Below are 24,798 nucleotides of genomic sequence, written 5' to 3' on the forward strand. Positions count from 1 at the left end.
CCGCCTAGACCGCAGATCAAACATCAACGCGCTTAAAAACCGCCTAATTTCGCAGTTGCGAGAGGGCGGCGTGATCTCGCAGAGCGAGTATGAACGCGCCATCGCAGAGCCCTTCTCGCCCAGACGCTACGCAGCGCCCAATTATGCGCCGCATTACGCGCTGTTAGCGTTTAACAATTATAAAATGCAGAATTTTACCGCCAAAGATGACGTAAATTTCACTCAAAATTTAGAGCAGGGCGGCACGCCCGGCGCGACGACAGGGCAAGCAAGCTCGGCTGCACGCAGAGCCGCGGCGGTAGAGTCAAATTTTTCGGGCGCGGCGAGTGCAGAATTAAGCTTTACGGATACGACAAGAGCCGCGCCGAATCTATCCGGCTCCGTGAGTGCGCAGGTGGGAGCGGATTCGAAAGAAATGAATTCCAAAGAGGCGGATTTTAAAACAGATGCGCCGGAGAGTTCAAATTTAAGCGAACGAACGAGCTTAAATTTAAACGAGCGGCAAGATGCTGCGTATTCGCCGCAGAATTTTAGCGCAGATGCAAATTCAAATAAACGACAAACCGAGTATTCGCCGCAAAATCCGAATGCGGATATGAATTTAAACAAGCGGCAGAATGTCACCGGTGCTGCACATCCGTACCAAGACCCGCAAAATTCGCAAAAGCTAAATTTAAACAATCGGCAAGATACGGCGCATTCGCCGCAAAATTTTAGCGCAGATGCAAACTCTGGCGAGCGGTCGCGTGTAAATTTTATTTCGCAGACAAATTCCGCTTCGGATGTTAGTATGCAGACGGGTTTCGCTTCGTCGAACGCTAATGCTCAGACAGATTCTACTTCAGACGCTAAAATGCAGACGTCTTCTGCTGCAAGCGCCGAATCGCAGGCAAATTCCGCCCCCAACGCCAAGGTGCCGCAAAATTTCGCTTTAGCCGCCCAAGCGCAGATAAATTCCTATCCGAACGCCAAAACGCAGGAAAAATCCGCAAACTCTAAAGGGGGCGCGCAGTCTAAAGAGCAAACTGCGCTAGAGCAGGAGCTTGCGCGTCTAAACGAGGGTAAAATTTATTCGAGCTTGGATCTTAAAACCCAGATCGCGCTTGAGGGCTTTTTGAGAAGCGAGATCCTCGCCCTGCGCGATAAGGGCGTTAGAAACGGCGCTGCGGTGCTGATCGACAACGAAAGTATGAGCGTGATCGCCTACGTCGGCAGCCACGATTTTAGCGCTAATGAGGGGCAAAACGACGGCGTGCGCTCGCAAAAAAACGTAGGCTCGACGCTCAAACCCTTCATCTACGCCAAGGCCCTTGAGCACGGGCTCATCACCCCTTCAAAGAAGCTGATCGACGCGCCGATAACCTTCGCGGGCTACGTTCCTCGCAACTACAATCAGGGCTTTTTGGGCGCGGTGAGTGCGACCGACGCGCTAAGTCTGAGCCTAAACATCCCTGCGGTAAAGCTAAATTTGATGCTGGGTGACGACGGGCTGTATGAAATGCTATCAAATGTGCATCTGGCGGAGTTTAGCAAGGATTATTACGGCGCAGGTATCGCGCTGGGCAGCATTTCGATGAGCCTAATGGATCTTGCTCGCCTTTACAGCGCGTTTGCAAACGGCGGAAAGCTACGAAAGCTCGAAATAGCGGGCGTAAAGATCGGCGACGATGCTAAAATTTTAACCCCGCAGAGCGCCTACATCGTAACGCAGATGCTAAGAAACGCGCCGCGCTCCTACCTCGGCTCGGTGTGGCAAAATACCCTAAACGCGCCGCCGCTGATGTTTAAAACGGGCACGAGTGCCGATGCACGTGATCTCTATACCGTCGCGCTCACGCCGAAATTTACTCTCGGCGTCTGGCTGGGAAATTTCGACGGCTCCAAGACTAGGGATCTTAGCGGCGGCGTGAGTGCTGCAAAAGTGGCGTTTAATATGTTTGCCTTCCTCGATAAATCGGGCATGCTGGGCGAGGCGGAGTTTGCGCGTCCCGCGGGCGTGAGCTTTCGGCGAGTATGCACTGACGCGTACCGCGAAAAGGAGTGCGCTCAAAGCGCCGAGGATCTTACGATCGATGGAGTTGAGCCCAACGAGGAGTGCGAAATTTACGGCACGAGCGAGCTTTTTTATCTGCTAAAACACGGCCTAGTCGATCCGCAAAAGGTGCGCGAAGGAAGGTGTACGGCTAAATTTGCCGCCGTAAAGCCCGTGCTAAACGACATTAACGCCAAAACCTACGAGACCGGCGCGGACGGCACGCTGCGGCTAAAGGTGCAGTGCACGGCGGTTTTCGGCGAGCGGGTATATATCAGGCTAAACGGCGGTTCACGGGAGTTTATAGCGCTAAATTCCACCGCGTTTGCAGGGGAGAATTCCACGGATTTGGATTCCAAGCATTCTAGCACGGCGCAGCAAGATAATTTAAAGCAAAATTTTACAGCACAAAATTCTATGCGACAAAATTTAGCGCCACAGAATTTAAAATCACAAAATCTTACGAAGAAAAATTCTGCGGGATGGAATTTTATAGCTGAAAATCCAGCCACACAGAATTTGGCGTCGCAAAATTCTATCTTGCAAAATTCTACAGAGCAAAATTCGGGAGCTCAAAATTTCACAGCGAAAAATTTCGCGGATCAAAATTCCTCGCAGCAAAATTTTGTGGCACGCGATTTCACCACACAAAGCTTAGCGCCTATAAATTCTAAAGTTAAAACGGGAGAATATTTTGCGCGCACTAACGGCGAGGCTTTTACGCTAAGTCTTGGAGCAGGGGATTTCGAGCTTGGCTGCTTGGACGAAAATGCAAATTTCGCTAAAGCAAATTTTAGAGTAAATGAAAGAAAATAAAAGGTTAATTTGTATATAATTTCGTAAAATTTTTGCAAAGGAATTTTATGAAGACAAAACTACTAAGCGCAGCGCTATTTTGCGCTTTGGCTAGCTTTGCCGCGGGCGTAGAGATCAAATACGCTAGCGGGGCTTACGAGATTAGCGGGGTGGACGGCAGTGGATTTAGTGTCACGCAAAAGCAGATCTTAAAATGCACTCCCAAAATCACGGGCACCTACGAAAGCGTGAGCGAGAGCTCAATCAGGCTCTATCCTAAGCCGATGCTTAGCGCCGGGGTTAATTATTCGTGCGAGGCGCGCGGGGTGCGCTTTGAGTTTGAGACAGAGCCTTTTAGCACCGAGCATATCGCGCTTCTGCGTCCGGGGTTAGTGGCAATTAAATTTAACGATGCGGTTAGCAAGGACGCGCTACAGCAAGCGACTAGAATTTACCGCGCGCAGAATTTAGCCCAAAACGACATATCCTACGAGCTTAGCTCGCACGATGATAGGAATTTTTTATTTAGCTTCGATCCTAAGGCGCAAAACGTCGTATTGCAAATAGAATCCCTCACCTCAAAAGCGGGCGCAAAGCTGCAAAATCCGGTGGAGCTGCGCACGGACGAGGAGCCTTTTAACGACAGCATTAACGCTTCAAATTTAAGCGGCGTGCAGATCCGCCCTGCGGCTCTAAAAGACGGCTCGCTCGCAGCTAGAGTGTGTTTTCCTAACTATATGGACGAGCTGTCCGCCAAATACGTAAGAATCGCAGGCGTGAGTAAATTTAGCCTCACTCAGCCGCGATATTATTATTACGACGAAGATGAGGAGGGCGGCGAAAGCGACGATCCTTCATGCTACTACTATGCAGATATAGTAAGCGACGAGTTTATGCCGAATAAAAGCTACGAGATTAGGCTGCTAAAGGGCTTCGGAGATAGCTCATATATTTTGCGTGACGAGATCAAGCAGAGCGTAAAAATGGGCGACAGGCTGCCTTTCGTAGCCTTTAGCGACGAGAAAAATTTTATCCCGAAATCCGCTTCGTTGGCATTTAAAAGCTCAAACGTAAATGAGGTTAAAATTTCGATTGCCAAAGTCCCTGAGCAAAATTTTAGGTATTTTTTAAACTTTGAAAGCAACGAAGATAGTGTAGGTGGGTTAGCTAGCGAGATCGCGGTTAAGAGCTTTGATATAGGAGGCGCTAAAAACGCCGTTGCGGAGCATAAAATCGCGATGGATTTTAAAGGCTATGAGGATGGAATTTATAAAATCACGGCGTTTTACAAAGTGGGCGAAAAGATGCAAGAGGTTTCGCGCGTAGCCTATCTTAGCGACATTACGGCTCAAGTGGTGCTGCTTGAGCGCGGTGCGCTAATTTATACTTCTAGGCTTAGTAATGGCGAGGAGCTAAGTAGAGCGAAGGTTAAAATTTACAGTGATAAAAACGAGCTAATCGCGGAGGATAAAACGGACGGAGATGGAATTTTAAGATTAGAAAATATGGAAATTCTAGCCAAAAATCCGCGCTCTATCGAGATTAGCAAAGGCGATGAGCATGCGTTCGTGCTGTTTAATAACGCCGTAGCAAGCGTAGAGAAAACGATTACTGCAAAGCGTCCGTTCGTTTATCTCGCAAGCGAGCTGATAAGCCCGAATGAGCGGCTTTTAGGCACGATCGTGATGAAAAATCGCGATTTTAGCTCTTTAAAAAATACGCCGATTAAATTTAAAATTTACGATCCTAGCGGCACTGTGGTCATCACGCGCGCGCAAAACACCGATGAGTTCGGCAGCGTTAAAATAGACGAGCTGATGGGCGAGAAAAGCGGCACTTACCGCCTGGATCTCATCTATGAGGATAAAATCATCGCTTCTAAAAACTTCAGCGTAGAAAATTTCGTCCCAAACCGCATTAAAAATGAAATTCTCACTGCCAAAGATGAATACGGCGCAGATGAGATCATAACTTTAAAGCTAAGCTCAAACTATCTTGCAGGCGCGCCGGCTGGAGATTTGAAAGGCTCGCTGGAAGCAAACGCCTATGAAAAAGAGCTAAAAATTAAAGGCTACGAGGGCTTTTCGTTTCTAAACGATCGCTTAAAGAAAAAGGGCGCTACGCAGCTTCGCAGGGCGGAATTTACACTAAGCTCCGCTGGTAAAAAAGAGCTTGCACTCTCGCCGGCAGCAGCTGATCTAAATGTCTCTAACGCCATAAATATTCTACTAAATTTCAGCGTAACCGAGGAGGGCAAAAACGTAAGCGCGTATCGCAGCCTGAGCTATCTGCCTTATGATCGTATCATAGGAATTCGCGCGAGCAAGGATTTCATATCAAGCGGCGATAGCGTAAAATTCGGCTTTGCACTACTAGATTCCAAAACTAAAACCGACGTCAAAGGCAAGATCGACGTTGAAATTTACCGCGACGATTTTACTTACGTTTATGACGGCAACAGATACGTCGAGCAAGAAAGCTTTAATCTCGTAAGCGCCGTTAGCACCGATGCGCGCGAGTTTGAGTACAAATTCCAAAACGGCGGCAATTATCTAATCGTCGCAAACGATTACTCAAGCGGCGCAAGTGCTGGCGTGCGCGTGGACGTAAGCGGCTGGGGATATTATGGACGGGTAAACGCTAAAGATGTTCAAAGCGCTAAAATCAAGCTCGCAAGCGACAAGGTTAAAGCCGGAGATAAAATTAAAGGCGTCATCAATTCGCCGGTAGAAAGCGGCGTGCTAAATATCTCGCTCGTAGGAGAGCAGGTTTACGACTATAAAATTCTATCCATAAAAGGCGGTAGCGCGGAATTTGAGCTTAGTGTGCCGGAGAATTTCGTCGGAGGACACATCAACGCTGTAATCGCGCGCGCCGCGACACCCGCTGCAATGCCGCTTAGAGCCTATGCAAACGTGCCGGTGGCGCTAGATGCGAGCTCGCACAAGGCTGGCGTGCAAATCCTAGCCGAGAAAAGCTACAAAAACGGGCAAAATGCGCAGATCAGCGTAAAAAGCGAGCCAAATTCAAAAGTCATACTCTATGCAGTCGATCTTGGAATTTTAGATATCGTCTCACAAGAGGAGCTTGATGCATTTAAGGCGTTTGACGTTAGCGCGTATTTTGCGCTGCGGTACTTTGACATTTACGATGATCTTAGCGTGTATCAAACTACTGCTAAAGAGCTAAGCTTCGGCGGCGACGGCGTGATGGCGAAAGCTAAACGAAATTTAAGCCCGGTCGAAAACAAAAAGCAGAAAAAATTTATCAAAATGCTAATCGCAAAAGCGGACGCGAACGGCGAGGTGAAATTTGAGCTTGCGATGCCGAAAAATTTCAACTCCACGATTCGACTAAGTGCCATGGCTATCGGAGAGGCGGCTACGATCGGCTCGGCAAACGTCGAAGCTAAGGTTCGAGACGACGTGATCATAAAGCCCGCTGATCTAACCTACATGGTACGCGGCGATGAAATTTCCGTGCCGCTAACGCTCATCAACACCACCGATAAGGAGCAAAAGGCGGTCTTGAAAATCAGCTCATCTCCTTCGGTTGCTATAAGCGGCGGTGAGGCAAATTTCACACTTAAACCGCTTGAGGTCAAGCATACGAACTTCACCGCAAGCGCGCTTGATATTGCGGATGCGAACATTAAATTTGATCTTGACGCAAACGGGCAGAAATTTAGCAACGATGTAGAATTTGACATAATCAGCCAGTTCCCGCGCTCGAAGCTATTTCACGTAAGCTACGGCGATAAGCCGGTAACGCTCAAAATCGATCCGAGCTATAAAGAAATTTATACTCACATCAGCGCTACGCCTAATGCTTTTAGCCTAGCGGACGAGCTATATCTCTATCCTTACGGTTGCACCGAGCAGCTTACTTCAAAGATGGTAGCGGTTGATTATGTCGCACGCAAAGACTCCAATAAAACCTTAACCAACCGCGTAAACGAGTATGCAAGTAGAATTCTATCTCGCCTCAAACCTAGCGGCAGTTTCGGCTACTGGAGTGCTCACGGCGTTACTAATTACTACGCTTCGATTTACGCAAGCGACGTTTTACTAGAGCTTGACGCGCGCTATAAATTCCTTAGCAACAAGCAAAGATCGCTGATATTTAGCGCCTTAAAATCAGACTACGAAGATCAAGCGACGCTTCGAATATACGCGGATTTCGTGCTAGATCAATACGGCAAGCTGGATGACGATGAGATAAATTTCATTTACGACAACGGCCTTTATGACAACTCGCCGATGGCTCGCATCGCTATGGCTGCGATACTTAAAAAGCACAATATGACGACCGAGTTTAACTTTATGCGTGAAAAAATAAACCAAATGGATTATGACTACGCCGAAGACGGGGCGGGCTTGACGTTTGCTAGCGACATAAGAGACGCCGCCTTTAAGCTCTACGCATTCGGCAAGGCAGGTATCAAAGACGATAGCACAAGCAAGGCGGCTATCGCGCTCGTACGAAACCTAAAAGATGCAGACAATACGCAGGAGCGAGCGAGCGTCATACGCGGATTTGATGCGTATTTTAAAGATGCGAAAAAAGATATTAACTTTGCTTTGAAATACGACGGCGAGACGAAAAATTTCAATTCGCCGCTGGATACCAAACTCGCGATTAAAGACGGCTCGATAGAATTTACGCCGATGAGTGGCAACGGCGAGCTGTTTTTTACGGTGCTGGGATTTGGATATGAAAGCGCTGCGGTCAAACATAGCCCGCTTAGCATAAATAGACCGTTTGATAACGACCGAGATAAGAAGGTTGAAATTTATCGCGAGTTTCTCGATGCTCACGGCAACATCGTCGATCTAAACAAACTCAAAGTAGGGCAGAAAATTTACTCTAAGATCAGCTGGCGAGCGAATCATTATCTGTATAATTTCGCAATCGACGAGGCGATGCCTAGCTGCTTTGAGGCGGTCAATGAGCGCCTAGGCTCGGCCGCACAGGCTCGCCCGGAGGGCTTTGTAGATAGCGTAGCGATCGAGCATACGGAGTATCTGTACGACCGAGTACTTCGCTTCCCAAAAAGCGGCTATTTCTATTATGATCCGCGAGATGGAGAGAATAGCAGCGGCGTTATCTATACTCCGATAAACGTGATTATGTCGGGCTCGTGCGCGCTTCCTGCGATCTCCATCGAGGATATGCAATACGAGCAGGTAAATAACTACGATCTGCAAACGCTTAAATTTAAAGTCGCTCGCTAAGGCGTAGCGGCTTTAAAGCTCGGCGCGGATTTTGCATTAATTACAATTTTCGCGCCGAGTGCGCTTTTGCGTTCACAAGCATTTTGCAAACGAGCGCCTGATAAAATTTTAAAATTTCAATTCCGCTCGCCCGCCGAATTTCAAAATTTTATATCAATGCCTATATTATTTCATAGCTTTTTACTATCTATTTATAACGTTATTCTATTTGACTTACCTTTAAATTCGAGTTATCATTTCTTTTAAATATACACTTTTAATTAAAGGAGTTGCAAATGCAAGACGTATCAAGACGTAGTTTTTTAAAGATTAGCGCAGTGGGTGCGGGGGCACTTGCGCTGGGATCTAGTAGCGCGTGCGCGGCACAAAATGCCAAGGACGTCAAATTCGACGAGGAATACGACATCGTCATCATCGGCACCGGTTTTGCGGGGCTTGCCGCGGCGATTAAAGCCAGCGGACGCGGCAAAAAGGTGCTAGTGCTTGAAAAGATGGGTCGCGCGGGCGGAAATTCCGTCATCAACGGCGGAAATATGGCTGCTCCGATGAATAAATTTCAAGTAGCGCAGGGCATCAAGGATAGCAAGGAACTTTTTATCGCCGATGCCGTAAAAGACGGGCTCGGGCTCAATCACACCGATCTTTTAGGCGTGATGTTTGATCGCAGCAACGATGCGGTGGATCTTTTAACTAGCTGCGGAGCGGAGTTTAGCGATAAGTTGATCTTTGAAAGCGGCCACAGCGTCGCAAGAAGCTTGCAATCAACCAACGGCTCGGGCTCGGGCTACATCCAACCGATGATGAACAAGCTTCAAAACGATCCTAACGTCACGATCAAGACCCGCACGAAATTTGACGATTTTATCGTGGACGACAGAGGCCGCGTCGTAGGCGTAGAAGCGCGCGAGGAGTATAAATTTGATCCGAAACTCTTTAGCGACGATCTGGAAAATAAAAGCGGCGAGAAAAAGAGTTACAAAGCCAAAGACGGCGTTTTGCTAGCCTCGGGCGGATACGGACGCGATCTATGGTACCGCCAGATCCAAGATCCGCGCGTAGTGCCTAGCATAGACAGCACCAACCATCCTGGAAGCTCGGCAGGAGCGATGCTTGCGGCAAATAGAATCGGCGCTTTTACCCTTCTAACGTCGTGGATTCAGTTCCTTCCATATTGTTCGCCCGACGAAAAGGGCTTCGGCGCTGCAGTAAATTTTACCAACCACTGCTGCAACACCTACGGTCTGACCGTCGATCCAAAGACCGGCAAACGCTTTATGGACGAGCATGCAGGACGCAAGATCAAGGCGGACGCCTGCTTTAAGGTTATCGGCGAGAGCGAGAAAAACGACAACTATCCGGTAAATATCTGCGACTCTCAAGCCGTCGCCGCGCGTAACCCGGTCTATACATCAAGGCCGCTGGAAGCGGGCGTCGTGAAGAAATTTGACACGCTAGAGGAGCTTGCGAAGGCTTACAATCTGCCGCTGGAGCCGTTTTTAAAGACTGTCGCGGATTATAACTCTTACGTCAAAGCGGGCAAAGACCCAGAATTTGGCAAAGTGGTCGATAAGCTGGACGGCATCGACGTTTCCAAACCGCCGTTTTACGCAAGCCGCACGATGCCGAAGGTGCACCACACGATGGGCGGACTCGAGATCAACACCAAAGCTCAGGTCATCTCGAGCCTTACTCACGAGCCGATCCCGGGGCTTTGGGCTGCGGGCGAAGTAACCGGCGGCGTGCACGGCGCAAGTAGGCTCGGAACCTACGCGATCCTTGATTGTATGGTTTTTGGAATGATCGCGGGCGAAACAATCGGGGCTTAAATTTAGCGCCCGCGAAATTTCGGCGCGAAGCGGTTGTCAACGCACGCTTTATTAAATTTCGGCGCGAAGTAGCCATACATGCTTTGCGCTGAAATACTGTGCGAGTTTTTAAAATTTCAAGATAGAGCCGCAAAGCGTGCCGCAACATTTCAAAGCGTTTTAAAATTTAAAGCGCTTAAAATTCTGCGGCGCGAGTTTTAAATTTGAATACCACACACTTTAAAATTTTATAGCGGCGGCAAAATTTCGCACAGGCGGCGAGCAAATCCGTGCGCCGTAAATTTTAAAATTTACGCCTAAATTTCGGCTAGCGGAGCGGAATTTATTCGCTTTAAATTTGCGCTTTTAAAATTTTCTTTTCTAAATTTTTAAAATTCTATCACTAAGTCTTTACGTTAAATTTTAAATTTCGCTACGTGGGTGTATAATCTATAAAATTTCAACGCAAGGAGCAAAAAATGCAAGAAATTTCAAGACGAAATTTTATGAAAATCGGCGCGGCGGGAGCTCTGGCTTTAGCTGCAAGCAGTGCGAGTGCAACGCAAAACGCCAAAGACGTAAAATTTGACGAAGAATACGATGTTGTTGTTATCGGTAGCGGTTTTGCGGGCTCGATGGCGACACTTCAGGCTCTTAAGCGCGGCAAAAAAGTGCTTATGATCGAAAAGATGGGCCGTGCGGGCGGCAATTCCGTCATTAACGCCGGCAATATGGCGGTGCCAAATAACGAATTCCAAAAAGCTGCGGGCATCACGGATAGCAAAGAGGCTTTCATCGCAGATTGCCTAAAAGACGGGCTAAATTTAAATCACGTAGATTTGCTAGGCGTCATCTACGACCGTGCAGGCGATACTTTTGAATACCTAAAAAGCATCGGAGTGGAGTTTTCGGGCAAGGTGATATCTGCTAGCGGACACTCGCTAAAGCGCGCCGTACAGGCCAAAAACGCCAGCGGCTCGGGCTACATCCAGCCGATGCATAAGGCAATCGAGGAAAATGCAAATGCTGTAATCAAGAAGCGTACTAAATTTGATGATTTTGTCGTAGATGACAGCGGCCGTGTCGTAGGCGTAAAGTGTCGCGAAGAATATAAGTTCGATCCCCAGCTTGCTAGCGACGATAGGGAAAACAAAAGTGGCGAAGTAAAATTTTTTAAAGCCAAAGATGGCGTCGTTCTGGCTGCGGGTGGATACAGCTCAGATAAATGGTTTCGCGCGCAGCAGGTGCCGTATCTAAAAGACAATATCGAAACCGTAAGCCAACCAGGCGCTACCGCAGGTGCGCTTATCGCGGCGATGAAGCTAGGTGCGAATCCTTTGCAACTCAGCTGGATTCAACTAAATCCTTATACTAATCCTAGCGAGAAGGGATTTGGTACTTCTGCGTTATTTTCAAATCACTGCGCTAACGACTATGGTCTAACTGTCGATCCAAAGACGGGTAAACGCTTTATGAACGAGCACGCCGGGCGCAAGATCAAAACCGAAGCGATCTTTAAATGCATGGCGGAGAGCGAAAATAACGACAACTATCCCGTAAATATCTGCGATCAAGCCGCAGTTGATGCAAATAATCCGGTCTATACGTCAAAAGGTGTAGAAGCAGGCTCAATCAAAAAATTTAATACCTTGGAAGAGCTTGCGAAATTTTATAAAATTCCGCTGGAGCCGTTTTTAAAAACCGTCGCGGATTTTAACGGCTATGTCAAAGCAGGAAGCGACCCGGAGTTTGGCAAGCCTTTGACAAAAGCCGACGTAGGCGGTATCGACGTATCAAAAGCTCCATTTTATGCGTGCCAAACAAGCCCGAAAATTCTTTACTGCATGGGCGGCGTGCAGATCAATACCAAAGCCCAGGTTATTGACGCGGCTAGCGGCGAGCCGATCGCAGGGCTATATGCAGCGGGCGAAATCACCGGTGGCGTTCACGGCGCAAGTAGGCTCGGTACTATGAGCATGGCTGATTGTATGGTTTTTGGCATGGTGGCGGCAGAAAATATCTGAATTTAGGGTGCGACGGCATATTTAAATTTCGCTGTCGCGTCTAAATTTTAAAATTTTATGCAAAAGAAACGTAAAATTCTATTCGTTCGATAAGGGTTAAATTTCACCGAAATTCGCATAGTTTGGGGGCGGGCATGATAGCGATCTATTTTAGCGCCACGGGCAACACGAAGCACTGCGTGGATAGGCTCATCGCTCATCTTGGCGGCGTTTGCGTCTCGATCGAGAGCAAGGCTTGCAATGAGCTTTTAAAGCACCACAATGACGTCATTTTGGCATATCCCGTCTATTTTAGCGACCTACCGCGTATCGTGCGCGACTTCCTCTACCAAAACGGCGCGAGCTTTAGCGGCAAAAACGTATTCATCCTCGCTACGATGGAGATTTTCAGCGGCGACGGGGCAGGGTGCGCGGCTAGAGTTTTAAAACAATTCGGCGCAAACATAACGGGCGGCGCTCATATCAAAATGCCCGCGTTTATCCTCGATGTGGCGATTTTTGGCTACTCGCAAGCGAAAAACGAGCGCATAATCAAAGAGGCGGACGCTAAAGTCAGACGCGTTGCGGAGGCGCTTATCGCAGGCCGTCCGCCGCAAGAGGGGCTGAGCGCGCTTTGTCGTATCGCAGGGTTTTTAGGACAGCGGCTTTGGATGAAAATTTGGGATAAAAGCCCCTTTGCTAAGCGCAAGCCGAGCCTCGATCCATCGCGATGCAGCGGCTGCGGGGCTTGCGTCAAACTCTGCCCGATGCGTAACATAAAGCTCGCTTGCAAAAAGGCGCAATTCGGCGATGAGTGCACGCTTTGCTACAGGTGCGTAAATATATGCGAGCACAAGGCGATTACGATCCTAGGCAGGGCGAAAAATTTAGAAAAGTCCATCGCCGCAGACTTATGAGGACGAGCTCATGCCTCGCAAGTTCGCAATAAAATGCGTAACAACGGGCGAGGAAATTTTACTTTTTGATAGCACTGCGCACGGCTAAAGCGCGATGTCTTACAACGAATATGGCGCAGAAAAAAGTAACTCGCCGCGAGCTCGTGAAATTTAACCTACCGCTGTGCAAGATCCGCGTAAAATTTGGCTACAGCACCCGCTACGGATACGAGACCGACGAGCGCGGTAGGGTCATATTAATAAACGGCGGGGCTGCCTCATAGGACGAGGTAAGGCAAACGGCTTTGATTATATCGCCGTAAGCTACGAGGACGAAGCAGGCAAAAAGATAAAATTTCGCTTATGTAGGCGGCCTTAAATCTCAGTCCGTCTTTTTTGCTCCGTATTTAAATTTTATTTGGTCGCTAGATACTCCTAAATTTAAATTCTCTAGAGCCGAATGTGGCGTCTTAGAATTTTAGCAAAGGTTTATTCTGCAATACTGCGCCGTGAAATTTCAGCGAAGGCTTATTTTGCCGCATACCTCAAAATTCTTAAATTACCCGCGCCGGCCCACTTAAGCTCTAAAGCGCTTGCCTTATCACTTCGCCCAAGGATAAAATGCTGCGCCTTGCCTTATTAATTCGCCGCGGAATTTCGCGGTAAAACTAAATTTTAAAATTTGGCCCATTTAAATTTAAAAGCGCACGACTATCGCAAAAATCATCCGATATTATTGGCGACGCCGGCCTAATTTTAAAATTACACCATCGCCCCTATATACGGCTATAGTCGTTAAATTTTAAGCAACAATAGGCGATAAAATTTTAAGAATTTCGCCGCCCAGCATTTCTTTATGCCACCAAGCCCACAAAACCGCCTAAACCTTCTTAAACTTTACGCTAAATTTGCTTCCGCGTCCTACTTTGCTACGTAGTGAAATCTGCGCGCCATGGATTTTTGCGATTTGTGAGGCGATGGCTAGCCCGAGCCCTGCGCCACTATTTTGCTCGCGATTTCTGGAGCGCTCGATTTGATAGAGCTTGTCCCAAATTTTAGTTTGCAAAGCAGGCTCTATGCCCTCTCCATCGTCGCTTATGCTAAGTTCGCACGCGTCTGCGCTCACGCAAAGCTCTAAAACGACGCTGCTGCGCGTAAATTTTAAAGCATTGCTTAAAAGATTGTTAATCAGCCTGATCAAAAGCAGCTCATCGCCGTTTACGCGCACTTCCTCGGCTATCTGCGAGCTAAAGCTTAGCCCTTTTTGTGCGCACAAAAGTTGAAAGTCTTGCGCGCACTCGCTTGCGATTCTGCTTAAGCTTACGGGTGCCAAACACACGCCGCGCTGTAAGCGGGCAAGCTCTAAAATTTGCTCTATTAGCGCCGAAATTTTACGCGCTTGATTGTTGATGACGACGAGACTCTCCTTCGCCTCGCTCGCGTCTTGCTCGTAGGCTAGGGCGTAGTCGCTTTGAGCCAGTATGACGGCATCGGGCGTACGCAGCTCATGCGAAAGGTCGGCGCTTAGCTGCCGCTCGCGCTCAAACGCGCTTTGCAGTGATGCTAGCATTTCATTAAACGTAGCTGCGAGCGCGCTTAGCTCATCTTTGCCTCGCGGTAGTTCTATTCGCCGCGTAAAATCGCCGCTAGCTCCGATCTCGCTAGCTGTACTCGACATAGCGCGCACGGGCTTAAACGCTCTTTTTATGATCGCGTAGCCGCCGTAGATGACGAGCACCACAAATAGCGGCGATAGGATAAGAGCGATCAGCATCACGCGCTTCATCGCAAGCTCAAACTCGCTAACTGCGATGACGCCGCGTATCCATGCGCTGCGTCCTTTGATCTGCGCGTCGTAATAGAAAAACTCGTCGTCATCAAGCTCCACCTCGCGCGCGCCTTGAGGCGAGAGCGGCATCGCAGGCTCGAAGCCTTTAGGCACAAACCCTGCGATCACGCCGCCTTGTCCGTCATGTTCGTAGAAAAATACACCGTCATCAAAGCTTTTTAGCTTATTTTCGCGCGCGGCTTTTTGCACTAGGTGGGCAAGCTTTTTTTGGCTGACGGAGCTTCCTGATACTTCGTCTAAAATATAGCCGCAAATGCCGATAATAGCGCCTGCAAGCGCCAAAATAAATACGCTGTAATAAAGCGTCACGCGTAGGCTGATAGGTAGCGCGCGCGAGATAAAATTCTCTTTAGCAGTTGAGAATGCAAGGACTAAGGCTTGAGTAAAATTTCTTATCGAGATTTTAGACGCGAAATTTTGTTCTTGACTTTGCGCGAGAACGCTATTAGAATTTTGCGCTAGATCAGGCGTTGCGCTTGTAGCAGCAAAATTCGGCGCGGAATTTGATGCCGGATTTTGCGTGGAATTCCGTTTAAAATTTGACGCCCGGTTTAACTCAATATTTTGCGAGGGATTTTTCTTGCGGCTTTTCTTTAAACACGCAAAATTATGCGTAAAATTCTGTTTAAAATTTCGCACGAATTTTAATATGAAAAGCGCCGTAGCGGCAAAAATCTGCTTCGCAATCGCCGAAATTTTAATCAAAATCTTGCTATTTTGCCACGACATAGCCAAGCCCTCGCTTCGTTTCTATTATATCGCCGTGCTCGCCTAGCTTTTTGCGGATATTTTTGATTAAAACATCTATGACGTTAGAGCTTGCTTCGTCACTAAAATCCCAAATGCTCTCGCCGATTTGTTCGCGGCTTAAAATCGCACCGCGATTTAGCATTAAAAGCTCTAAAATTCTATATTCCTTACCCGTTAGCTCCACTACCTCGCCCGCGCAGACGACCGATTTTTTACTTAGATTTAGGCGCACTTGCCTTATGATAATTTCGTTATCCGCAGTAGCGTTTTTACGCCTGATAATTGCGCGAAGTCGCGCCAAAAGCTCACGAAAATCAAAGGGCTTAACCATATAATCGTCTGCGCCCAGATCAAGCCCTGCGACGATATCTTCTTTGGCGTCCCGCGCAGTTAAAAATAAAACCGGCGTGCCCAGTCCGCGCGCCCGCGCCGCCTTCAAAAACTCAAAGCCGTCCATCACGGGCATCATCGCATCAAGCACGATAGCGTCATATTTCGCGACATCCAAAAACTCTAGCGCTTCCTTGCCGCAAAAGGCGCAATCTACGCTGTAGCCGTCCTTTTTCAGACATTTTGCGATGATTTGATTTAGATCTTTTTCATCCTCGACAAGTAAAATTCTCAAAGTGCTCCTTTAAAATTTTGCTAATTCTAATCCGCCATTTTAGCCAAAAACGTATAAATTTTGCGGCGCCTTGGATGTGTAAACCTGCTCGCTTTATGCACCACTAAATTTCAGTAGCATTGGGGCCGCGCTAATTCGCAGATGCCTTTTGTCTAGCTCTAATCTCGCTTGCCTTTTTATCCGCTACGCTTCCTAACCGCCCTAAAAAATTTAGCGCGCCTGCTGCGATATTTAGCGCAAAAAGCCCAAATCCTACGCAGCCAAGCTTGAAATTTTGCTTAGCGATTTCGCGTTTGCAGCGGCTGCAAAGCACTGGCTTGCAAGAATTACAAACCTCCGCGCAGCTTGCTGCGCTGGCAGAATCTCGCGCGCTTGCGAAATTACTTGTATCTGAAAAATTTTGCGTATCGGCGAAATTTTGCTCGCTAGCGAAATTTCGTGCACTTGATAAGTCTTGCGTCTGCGAAGAGTCCCGCTCGTCCTTACAATCTTTCGCATCCGAAGAATTCTTTCGATTTTCGCGACATTCCACGCTGGAAAAATCTTTAGAATTTTGCTCGCAGGACGCGAGATTCCGCTCGCTTATTTTGCTTGCTAAATTTACCGAAAAATCTTGCGTATTTTCATCTAAATTTTTAGCTGCGTCTGCATTTTGGGCGCCATAGTCAGCGTTTTCGTTTATGCTAAAATCCCTAGCGTCCAAAGCCTCACTAGTTTGGGCGGAGTTATCTGCTCCACCCTTTAAGCTTTGATTTTTCATCTCACGCCTTTGCTTATTTTTGACGCTGCAAGATCTGCTCGCCCGTAGCGGCGTCGATTAGCACCTCTTTTTTGCTCATGCCTTGGCGCAGTTTGACTTCGTATGCAGGCTTACCGCCGTTACTTTTTAAATCAACCTCGCGAAAATCCCAGCCGGCGTTTACGCTAAGTGCTTTGGCGCGAGCATCTGCGGCACTGATTTTGACCTGCGAATAATCAATTTTACTAGGCTTTAGCTTCTTTTGCGTTTGAGTCTTTAAAATTTCGCCGCTTTGAGCGTCGATTTTGATCTCGTTTTCGCTACCTTCTTTATGCGACTCTATCTCATAGACGAGCCTTCCGTGCTCATCGTCGATTTCTACGCTTTTTATAGTCGCGTCACCAAAGTTTTGCTGTGCGATCCCTATCGCTTGATCGAATGAAACTTTAGCATCTTTTTCGCTAAAGTTTCCTGCGTTTAATGCGCCTACAAGGGCGCATGTAGCGGCGAGCGCGCCTAAAGCTTTAAGATTTTTCATCTTTAATCCTTTTGATTTTATTTCCAAATTTTATTTTGGATGGTGCAATTTTAAAATTCCAAGATGAAGCTAAGATGAATACGCGCGGAATTTTAAAATTTCACAAAAATTTTGCTGCGATTTGTGAGATACAAAGCGCGGAATTTCCGAGCATTTACCAAAACGCCGTAAAATTTCAACTTGAAATTTTATCTCAAGGAACGCTTCGTGCCTAGCTTTTTCAAAAATCCGTCGCAGCAGAAGCTTATTTTTCTAAGCTCGCTTGCTTTTGTGGCGTTTTTTAACTTCTCGTTTTTTAAAAATATCATAAATGCCTACGGAATTTCGGGGCTAAATTTTATCTATCTTGTCTGCGACGCGGCAGCTTTGATCGCTTTTTTGACACTATTTTTTACGATTTTTAGCTCGCGTTATACAACCAAGCCGATTTTGATGATATGCTTTTTTATTTCGTCGTTTACGGCGTATTTCATGGATAGCTATAACGTCGTAATCGATTCGGAGATGATCCGTAACGCAGCCCAGACAAACTTTGCCGAGTCAGCGGATCTTTTTAGCCCGAGACTAGCGATTTACGCGCTGGTGCTGGGCGTCTTGCCCTGCGTGCTGATTGCTCGCTCGCGCGTTAGCTACCGTCCGCTTAAATTTGAAATTTTAGCTAAGCTCAAAGTAGCGGGCATTTGCATAATAATCATCGCGGCGCTGCTTTTTGGATTTAGCAAATACTACGCGTCGTTTTTCAGAGAGCATAAAATTTTACGCAGCTACGCAAATCCCGGATATTGGATCTACAGCGGCGTTAAATTTGCCGCGAAATCTAAAAAGCAGGGCTCGCAGCCTCTGATGCAAATCGCTATGGACGCGCATATCGATAAAAATTCCACAAGTCCAAAAAAACTCGTCGTCGTAGTCGTGGGCGAAGCGGCAAGAGCGGATAGATTTTCGCTAAACGGCTACGAGCGAGATACTAATCCGCTACTAGCCAAAGAGCAGGGCGTCGTAAGCCTAAGTAATACCCATTCTTGCGGCACTTCGACGGCGCAAAGCGTGCCGTGTATGTTTTCGCTGCTAAATCGCGATGAATTTAGCGTCGAAAAGGCTAACGAAGAGCAAAACGTACTGGACGTGCTAAATCGCACCAACGACGTAGCGATTTTATGGCGCGATAACAATTCCGATTCCAAAGGTGTGGCGCTGCGCGTAAAATATCAGGATTTTAAAATTCCGCAAAATAATCCGATCTGCGATGTGGAGTGCAGGGATGAGGGGATGCTTGCGGGGCTTGATAAATTTATCGCCGAAAACGCGGGCAAAGATGTATTAATCGTGCTGCATCAGATGGGCAATCACGGGCCTGCGTATTTTAAGCGCTATAAGAAAGAATTTGAAAAATTTAGCCCCGTTTGCCGCGATAACGAGCTTGAAAACTGCTCGCAGCAAGAAATTTCAAATGCCTACGATAACGCGATTTTATACACGGATTATTTTTTAAGTAGGGTTATAAATTTTTTAAAACCGTATTCTAAGACGCACGAAACGGCGATGATCTATATGAGCGATCACGGCGAGAGCCTCGGCGAGGGCGGCGTTTATCTGCACGGCATGCCCTATCTTTTCGCTCCCGAGGCGCAAAAGCATATCGGCGCTATCGTTTGGCTAGGTGAGGGAAAAATGCGCGAAAGATACGATCTGAGCGTACTTAAATCGCATAAGGACGATGCTTTTTCGCACGATAATCTTTTTCACACGCTGCTTGGAATTTTTGAAGTAAATACCAAGGTGTATAACAAGGATTTGGATATTTTAAATGGAGTGAAAAATTAGAATTTCGCACTAAATTTCGTCGTAAATTGTGAGTGAAATTTTAGCAATAAAAAATTTTATTGGCAAAATTCTAATTTAAGCTTAGTTTGAAATTTTACCTAAACTTGAGCAAAATCTGCTCTAAAATTTTTTATGCAAAAGCTAATGCAGAGGCAAAGTGCTACAAAATCTCAATCTCTCATTTATCGTTGCGAGATATGAATTTTAAATTTCATTAGAAATTTTACGTGCAGTTTTGATAAATGCCTGCGCTAGATGGTTTAGACGTTTGCCTTTTTTGTAGGCGATTATCAGCGTATTATCGAGCTCGCGCGCGCCTACATCAAAGAGCTTTATCCTGCTCACCTTATCCTCTTTTATCATCTGCGGTATGCTAAAGCACGCTCCTGCGCCGCTTGCGACGATAGCATTGGCGATATCAAAGGTCTCCGTACGACACAGCACTTTCGGCGCAAAGCCTGCGGCGGCAAAAAATGCATCTATCTGCTCGGCGCTTCTTAGGCTTTGATTAGGCAGGATGAATCTTTCCTCTTTTAAGCGCGAAATGTCAATTTTGGGAACAGATTCGTTTTTAAACTCAAGCGAGAGCGGATGGGTGGAGCTTAGAGCGACATAGGTTTTTTGCGTTAGAATTTTAACCCCGTCAAGCCCGCTCATATCGATGGGCAGTATCAGCATACCGACATCAAGATCACCTTGAAGTAGCATTTCGCGAATGCTAAGCGCAGAAGAAAACTGCGTGATTTGTAGATCCGAATCCTTAAATTTCTTGCAAAACATCGGCAGTAGCGACGGCAGTAGATTATAGCCGTTTTGCGAAAAACCGATGCGAATTTTATCATTTTTTACGCCGCTTATTTCAGAGATATCGTTTTTTAGGTCGTTTATGGCATCAAAAATGACTTTGGCTTTACTAGCATAAATTTTTCCCGCGTGCGTAAGCGAAATGGGATTACTCGTGCGGTTAAAAAGCTGCGTTCCAAGCTCACGTTCCAGTGATAAAATGCTCTGTGATAGCGACGGCTGCGGGATTTTAAGTGCCTCGGCAGCCTTAGTAAAGCTACGGAATTCTGCTACTTTTAATACTAGCTCCATGCGATGCAAATTCATTTAGCCTCTCCAATTGATAATTTAATTCTTATGAAATGATACACTAAATAATATTTGACTTATGTTAAAAATGAAACTAAAATTACGCTTTTAGTTTAGAACTTTAAACTTAAGCTAAGAATTTCTCAAATGGAGAGGAAAATGAGCGAATCAAATTTCAACAGACGCGATTTCTTAAAATCCGCCTGTATCAGCGTCGGCGCGCTTAGCCTTAGCGGCTGCGTGGATACCGACAAAAGTAAAAGCGCAGACGGCGGCAACGAAGGCGGCCTTCCTAGTGTGGACGTACTTGTTATTGGCTCGGGAGGCGCGGGTTTGCGTGCAGCCGTAGCGGTAAGAAAGAGTAATCCAAATCTCAGCGTCGTAGTAGCTACGAAGATGATGCCTTCGCGCAACGCCACCTGTATGGCGGAAGGCGGTATCAACGGCGTTACGAGCTTCGCAAACGGCGATTCATACAAGCTTCACGCCTACGACACCGTAAAGGGCGGCGCATATCTCGTAGATCAGGACGCCGCGATTAAATTTTGCGAGCTTGCAGGCCCTACGATTGCCGAGATGGATTATATCGGCACGCTGTTTTCCAGAAACGCCAGTGGCGGCGTGGACGGCAAAGAAAGCGGCGTCCCTGGCGGCGTAGCACAGCGCTTTATGGGCGGCGCGTCTAAAAAACGATGCAACTACTCCGCCGATAAGACGGGTCATATCTTGATGCACGCCTGTTTTGACGATGCGGTCAGCAACGGCGTGAAATTTCTAATCGATCACGAGTTGCTTGAGATCAGCGCTCCTGACGGCAAATGCGAGGGCGTCGTGCTTCGAAATATCCAAACCGGCGATTTTTATCCCGTGCTTTGCAAAGCCTTGGTAATCGCAACGGGCGGATATACGAGGATGTTTTACAACCGCACCTCGGTGCCTTATATCGCTACCGGCGACGGTATCGCGGCAGCACTGCGCGCGGGTCTTGGATTTAGCGATCCGGAGATGGTGCAGTTTCATCCGACCGGTATCAAAAGCGGCGGTGCGCTCATTACCGAAGCTGCGCGCGGCGAGGGCGGATATCTGCTCAATAACAAAGGCGAGCGCTTTATGAAAAACTACCACGAAAAGATGGAGCTTGCGCCGCGCGATGTCGTAGCTCGCGCGATCGAAACCGAGATTCGCGAGGGTAGGGGATACGGCGAGGGGCTAGGCGCATACGTGCTACTTGACGTAAGACATCTCGGAAAAGATAAAATTTTAAAAGCCCTTCCTAAGATCAGACACACCGCCATTTTGTTTGAGGGTATCGATCTAATCGAGGAGCCGATTCCGATTCGTCCGACCGCACACTACTCGATGGGCGGCATCGAAGTGTCTAAATTCGGCGATATGAGCACTAAAATTTCGGGGCTTTACACCGCGGGCGAAGCGTCTTGCATTTCGATCCACGGCGCAAACCGCTTGGGCGGAAATTCTTTGACCGACGCAGTCGTAACGGGCAAGCTCGCAGGACTAGGCGCAGCGGATTATGCCGCGAAGCAGGAGGGATTCGGCTCGGGTAAAAGAGCGAGCGAGCTGGCGCAAAAATGGCAGGCTAAATTTAAGCAGATCGCAAACGGCTCGGGCAAGGCAAACGAGATGTATGAGTTGCGCGAAGAGCTAGGCGCGCAGCTTTGGGACAATATGGGCATCTTTAGAACCGGCGAGAAGCTCGATCTGCTTTCGCAAAATTTAGAGAGTATCAGAGCGCGCTACGACGAGCTGCACGTCGCGGATATAAATCCGGTTATGAATACCGCATTTACCGACTACGTCGAGCTTGGAAATTTAATCCTGCTTGCGCGCTGTGCGTGTTTGGCTGCGCAAAAGAGGCTGGAAAGCCGCGGCGCACATACCAGAGAGGACTATCCGAAGCGCGACGATAAAAATTTCTTAAAGCACAGTATCGTGACGATGAACGACACAGGAGAGCTAAGCTTGGGCTACAAAGAGGTCGTCGTTACGGAATTCTCTCTTGACGGAAGGAAACCTCAATGAAATTTATCATAGACCGCTTCGACGGAAGCAAAAATTATAAGCAAGCCTATGAGCTTAGTTTAGAGCAGATAAAAGGAAAGACCCTGCTTGGAGTTTTGCAATTTATAAAGCAAAATTTAGACATCACTTTAAATTTTACCGCAGCGTGCCGTATGGCGATATGCGGAGCCTGTGCCGTAAGGGTAAACGGACACTCATATCTTGCCTGCGATACCAAAATGGAGGCTCTGCTTGCAGAGTATGAGAACCCCGATAGCTTTACGATCTCTCCGCTAAATAATTTTCGAGTGATCTCGGATCTAGTAGTGGATTGGGAACCTAGTATCGAAAATTTAAGAAAGATTAAACCTACTATTACTCCTAAGAAAGAATTTAGCGCCGAAAAGGGCTGTAAACAAAGCCCTGAGCAGATGGAACGCGTAAAAAAGCAGTGGGATTGCATACTTTGCGGCTGCTGCGCTAGCGAATGCAATAAACTAGAAGCAGACGCGAGCGATTATATGCAGCCCTTTGTTTTTACCCATGCAAATCGTGCCGCATTTGATTCAAGAAGCAGGGACGCTATGCCTCATCTAAAGCCTGCGGTTCTAAACGGATTATGGCTATGCGTACACTGCCAAGAGTGCGCCGATCGCTGCCCTAAAGGCATAAGCGCTCAAAGCGATATTACCGCACTTCGCGCCTTAGCGATGAAAAAAGGACTTACCGCAGGAAGCGGTCCAGGACATGCGGAAGCATTCCTGCTAGACATCGTAGAGGGAAGCGGAAGATTAAACGAGATCAAGCTTGCTTTAAGAAGCGAAGGCGTATTTGCCAATATGGGCAAGATGGACGTAGCGGCAAATTTAATGGCTGCGGGTAAGATGAATCCTTTGCACGTATTCGGAGGCGAGGAGATTGAAGGACATGCAGGACTCGTTAAGATGATAGAGGCCGCACGCAAAGCTCAAGCTAGTGGCGAGATAGAATAAGGAGGAGAGGATGAATAACGAATTTGCATTTTTCCCGGGTTGCGTTTTAAGTCAAGCCGCAAAGGAATCTAAAATTTCACTTGAAGCGATCGCTCCGGTGCTGGGTATTAAACTTCACGAGATAAAAGGCTGGAGCTGCTGCGGAGCTAGTCAAGCTCAATGCGTCGATCCTATGGCAAGCTTAGTAGCCAATGCCAGAAACATCGCGCTAGCCGAGGGTATGAATATGCCTCTGCTAACTACCTGCTCCACCTGTATGCTAACTCTAACTAAAGCAAAGCTTGCGTTGGATAAGGGAGCCAAAAGCTATATCAATACCTTTTTAAAAGAGGGCGGTATGCAGTATCAGGGAAGCACCGAGATAACGAGCTTGCTTTGGGTGCTATATCAAAGCTTAGACACTCTAAAAGCCAAGGTCACGAGACCGCTAACAAACTTAAAAGTAGCTCTATTTTACGGCTGCCACTCATTAAGACCGGAGCGCGAGCTTAAAAAGGAGAGCTCTACCAATCCGAAAAGCTTTGAAGCGGTAGTTAGCGCACTTGGCGCTCAGATAGTGCCTTTTGAAAAACGCCTTGATTGCTGCGGCTTTCACGCTAGCTATCCAGCGGTAAAATCGGTATCAAAAATGTCAAGCGAGATCGTAAATGACGCTGCCGAGCATGGAGCGGACGTCGTAGTTACTCCTTGTCCGCTATGCCAGATGCAGCTTGATATCTATCAGGAGCGATACCAAGAAGCGACGAATTCTAAAGCAAGAAAGCCGATCATCCACCTATCCCAGCTGGTAGGGCTTGCACTTGGGCTAAGCAACGAGCAGCTAGGGCTAAACATCAATATCCAAGATGCAACGAGATTGGTAAGCTGATCTTTGGAAATTTTCTAAAGATTAACGGATGATTTTGCAAAAATACTTCGCCGCGGCGTACAAACAGTGCGCCTGCTAGTATCGCACAAAATCATCCGACCTACGCCTGCTTTATCATAAAATACTTTTCGCAGCTATAAAATTCTTGATAAAATTTCATTGCTTCGTAAATTTAACGCTTCGTAAAATTTAATGCTTTCTCCGCCGTCATTTAACGTTTCGCCCGCCGCGCTAAATTTTAATCCGCCTTTTATTTTAAATTTAAAACCTGCTAGACGATGAATAAATATAAAATTTTAATTAAATCTAACGAAATTTAAGGTGCATAAATTCTAAATTTTGATAGAATGCCATTTAAAAATATCCTAAATTTCAGGAGGACATTATGGTTGATTTAGCTCAAATTTCGGCTAGACTTGATGCCGTTGAGCGTTTGCCGCGAATAAAAGCGGAGGAAAGCATACAAGAAAGGCTTAAAAGCAAGGGTTTTTCGCGCCGCGATTTTATGAAATGGAGCGGAGCGATGACCGCGATGCTAGGGCTTCCAGCCGCATTTGCGCCGAGCGTGGCACGAGCTGCGGAGCTTGCGGATCGCTTGCCGGTAATCTGGCTTCATATGGCGGAGTGCACAGGCTGTAGCGAGAGCTTGCTGCGTACCGAGACGCCTACGATCGATAGCCTCATATTTGATTACATCAGCCTAGAATACCACGAGACGATAATGGCTGCCGCAGGCT

16 protein-coding genes are annotated in these 24,798 nt (G+C 47.3%); 11 read left to right on the forward strand and 5 right to left on the reverse strand.

All coding sequences use genetic code 11. The features are described from left to right. The 6 genes from Q0140_RS06705 to Q0140_RS06730 all read left to right on the forward strand — a co-directional run. On the forward strand, window positions 1-2,848 hold a 2,848-nt coding region (locus tag Q0140_RS06705), incomplete at its 5' end, for a penicillin-binding transpeptidase domain-containing protein (RefSeq protein ID WP_297963036.1). Between the two features lie 47 nt (window positions 2,849-2,895). Then, on the forward strand, window positions 2,896-8,061 hold the full coding sequence (locus Q0140_RS06710; RefSeq protein WP_297963039.1) for an alpha-2-macroglobulin family protein: 5,166 nt from the start codon (window positions 2,896-2,898) through the stop codon (window positions 8,059-8,061). Between the two features lie 275 nt (window positions 8,062-8,336). Further along, the gene (locus Q0140_RS06715) at window positions 8,337-9,887 is read left to right on the forward strand and encodes a flavocytochrome c (RefSeq protein WP_297963042.1); all 1,551 of its coding nucleotides are present in this window, start codon (window positions 8,337-8,339) and stop codon (window positions 9,885-9,887) included. Between the two features lie 458 nt (window positions 9,888-10,345). After that, a complete protein-coding gene (locus Q0140_RS06720; RefSeq protein ID WP_297963045.1) occupies window positions 10,346-11,890 on the forward strand; it encodes a flavocytochrome c in 1,545 nt (514 codons plus the stop codon). Window positions 11,891-12,024: 134 nt separating this feature from the next. Next, window positions 12,025-12,786: an EFR1 family ferrodoxin gene (locus tag Q0140_RS06725; protein ID WP_297963048.1), complete on the forward strand. Its 762-nt coding sequence runs from the start codon at window positions 12,025-12,027 to the stop codon at window positions 12,784-12,786. 65 nt (window positions 12,787-12,851) lie between these two features. After that, window positions 12,852-13,049, forward strand: a complete 198-nt coding sequence (locus Q0140_RS06730) for a hypothetical protein (protein WP_297963051.1) — start codon at window positions 12,852-12,854, stop codon at window positions 13,047-13,049. Between the two features lie 596 nt (window positions 13,050-13,645). Here Q0140_RS06730 and Q0140_RS06735 read toward each other — a convergent pair. From Q0140_RS06735 to Q0140_RS06750, 4 genes are all read right to left on the reverse strand, one after another. After that, complete coding sequence (locus tag Q0140_RS06735) at window positions 13,646-15,343, reverse strand: sensor histidine kinase (protein WP_297963054.1); 1,698 nt, start codon at window positions 15,341-15,343, stop codon at window positions 13,646-13,648. After that, window positions 15,327-15,989, reverse strand: coding sequence for a response regulator transcription factor (locus tag Q0140_RS06740; protein ID WP_297963057.1), 663 nt, complete (start codon window positions 15,987-15,989; stop codon window positions 15,327-15,329). The genes Q0140_RS06735 and Q0140_RS06740 overlap by 17 nt, the downstream gene beginning before the upstream one ends. A gap of 130 nt (window positions 15,990-16,119) precedes the next feature. Further along, window positions 16,120-16,749: a hypothetical protein gene (locus Q0140_RS06745; RefSeq protein WP_297963059.1), complete on the reverse strand. Its 630-nt coding sequence runs from the start codon at window positions 16,747-16,749 to the stop codon at window positions 16,120-16,122. A 13-nt stretch (window positions 16,750-16,762) separates the two neighbouring features. After that, entirely contained in the window at window positions 16,763-17,266 is a 504-nt protein-coding gene (locus tag Q0140_RS06750) for a PepSY domain-containing protein (protein WP_297963062.1), read from the reverse strand. A 207-nt stretch (window positions 17,267-17,473) separates the two neighbouring features. Between Q0140_RS06750 and Q0140_RS06755 the strand changes: the two genes are divergently transcribed. Further along, window positions 17,474-19,090, forward strand: a complete 1,617-nt coding sequence (locus tag Q0140_RS06755) for a phosphoethanolamine--lipid A transferase (RefSeq protein ID WP_297963065.1) — start codon at window positions 17,474-17,476, stop codon at window positions 19,088-19,090. A 204-nt stretch (window positions 19,091-19,294) separates the two neighbouring features. Here Q0140_RS06755 and Q0140_RS06760 read toward each other — a convergent pair whose 3' ends face one another. Continuing rightward, window positions 19,295-20,185, reverse strand: coding sequence for a LysR family transcriptional regulator (locus tag Q0140_RS06760; RefSeq protein ID WP_297963068.1), 891 nt, complete (start codon window positions 20,183-20,185; stop codon window positions 19,295-19,297). A gap of 156 nt (window positions 20,186-20,341) precedes the next feature. Between Q0140_RS06760 and sdhA the strand changes: the two genes are divergently transcribed. The 4 genes from sdhA to Q0140_RS06780 all read left to right on the forward strand — a co-directional run. After that, entirely contained in the window at window positions 20,342-22,222 is a 1,881-nt protein-coding gene (sdhA, locus tag Q0140_RS06765; protein ID WP_297963105.1) for an 8-methylmenaquinol:fumarate reductase flavoprotein subunit, read from the forward strand. Next, complete coding sequence (sdhB, locus tag Q0140_RS06770) at window positions 22,219-23,193, forward strand: 8-methylmenaquinol:fumarate reductase iron-sulfur subunit (protein ID WP_297963108.1); 975 nt, start codon at window positions 22,219-22,221, stop codon at window positions 23,191-23,193. Before sdhA ends, sdhB begins: the two co-directional genes overlap by 4 nt. A gap of 10 nt (window positions 23,194-23,203) precedes the next feature. Continuing rightward, window positions 23,204-24,061 (forward strand): 8-methylmenaquinol:fumarate reductase membrane anchor subunit, encoded by an 858-nt coding sequence (gene sdhE / locus Q0140_RS06775; RefSeq protein WP_297963111.1) that lies wholly within the window; start codon window positions 23,204-23,206, stop codon window positions 24,059-24,061. Between the two features lie 385 nt (window positions 24,062-24,446). After that, the coding region (locus tag Q0140_RS06780; protein ID WP_297963114.1) for a twin-arginine translocation signal domain-containing protein at window positions 24,447-24,798 on the forward strand (352 nt) is incomplete at its 3' end.

Origin of the sequence: uncultured Campylobacter sp. (assembly GCF_938045405.1) — a bacterium.
GTDB lineage: Bacteria > Campylobacterota > Campylobacteria > Campylobacterales > Campylobacteraceae > Campylobacter_B.

Bases quoted from the DNA above. Each gene is read 5' to 3' on its own strand.
- Q0140_RS06710 (WP_297963039.1), top strand. From the start codon at position 2,896: ATGAAGACAAAACTACTAAGCGCAGCGCTATTTTGCGCTTTGGCTAGC.
- sdhE (WP_297963111.1), top strand. From the start codon at position 23,204: ATGAATAACGAATTTGCATTTTTCCCGGGTTGCGTTTTAAGTCAAGCC.
- sdhB (WP_297963108.1), top strand. From the start codon at position 22,219: ATGAAATTTATCATAGACCGCTTCGACGGAAGCAAAAATTATAAGCAA.
- sdhA (WP_297963105.1), top strand. From the start codon at position 20,342: ATGAGCGAATCAAATTTCAACAGACGCGATTTCTTAAAATCCGCCTGT.
- Q0140_RS06735 (WP_297963054.1), bottom strand. From the start codon at position 15,343: ATGTCGTGGCAAAATAGCAAGATTTTGATTAAAATTTCGGCGATTGCG.
- Q0140_RS06720 (WP_297963045.1), top strand. From the start codon at position 10,346: ATGCAAGAAATTTCAAGACGAAATTTTATGAAAATCGGCGCGGCGGGA.
- Q0140_RS06725 (WP_297963048.1), top strand. From the start codon at position 12,025: ATGATAGCGATCTATTTTAGCGCCACGGGCAACACGAAGCACTGCGTG.
- Q0140_RS06715 (WP_297963042.1), top strand. From the start codon at position 8,337: ATGCAAGACGTATCAAGACGTAGTTTTTTAAAGATTAGCGCAGTGGGT.
- Q0140_RS06745 (WP_297963059.1), bottom strand. From the start codon at position 16,749: ATGAAAAATCAAAGCTTAAAGGGTGGAGCAGATAACTCCGCCCAAACT.
- Q0140_RS06760 (WP_297963068.1), bottom strand. From the start codon at position 20,185: ATGGAGCTAGTATTAAAAGTAGCAGAATTCCGTAGCTTTACTAAGGCT.
- Q0140_RS06750 (WP_297963062.1), bottom strand. From the start codon at position 17,266: ATGAAAAATCTTAAAGCTTTAGGCGCGCTCGCCGCTACATGCGCCCTT.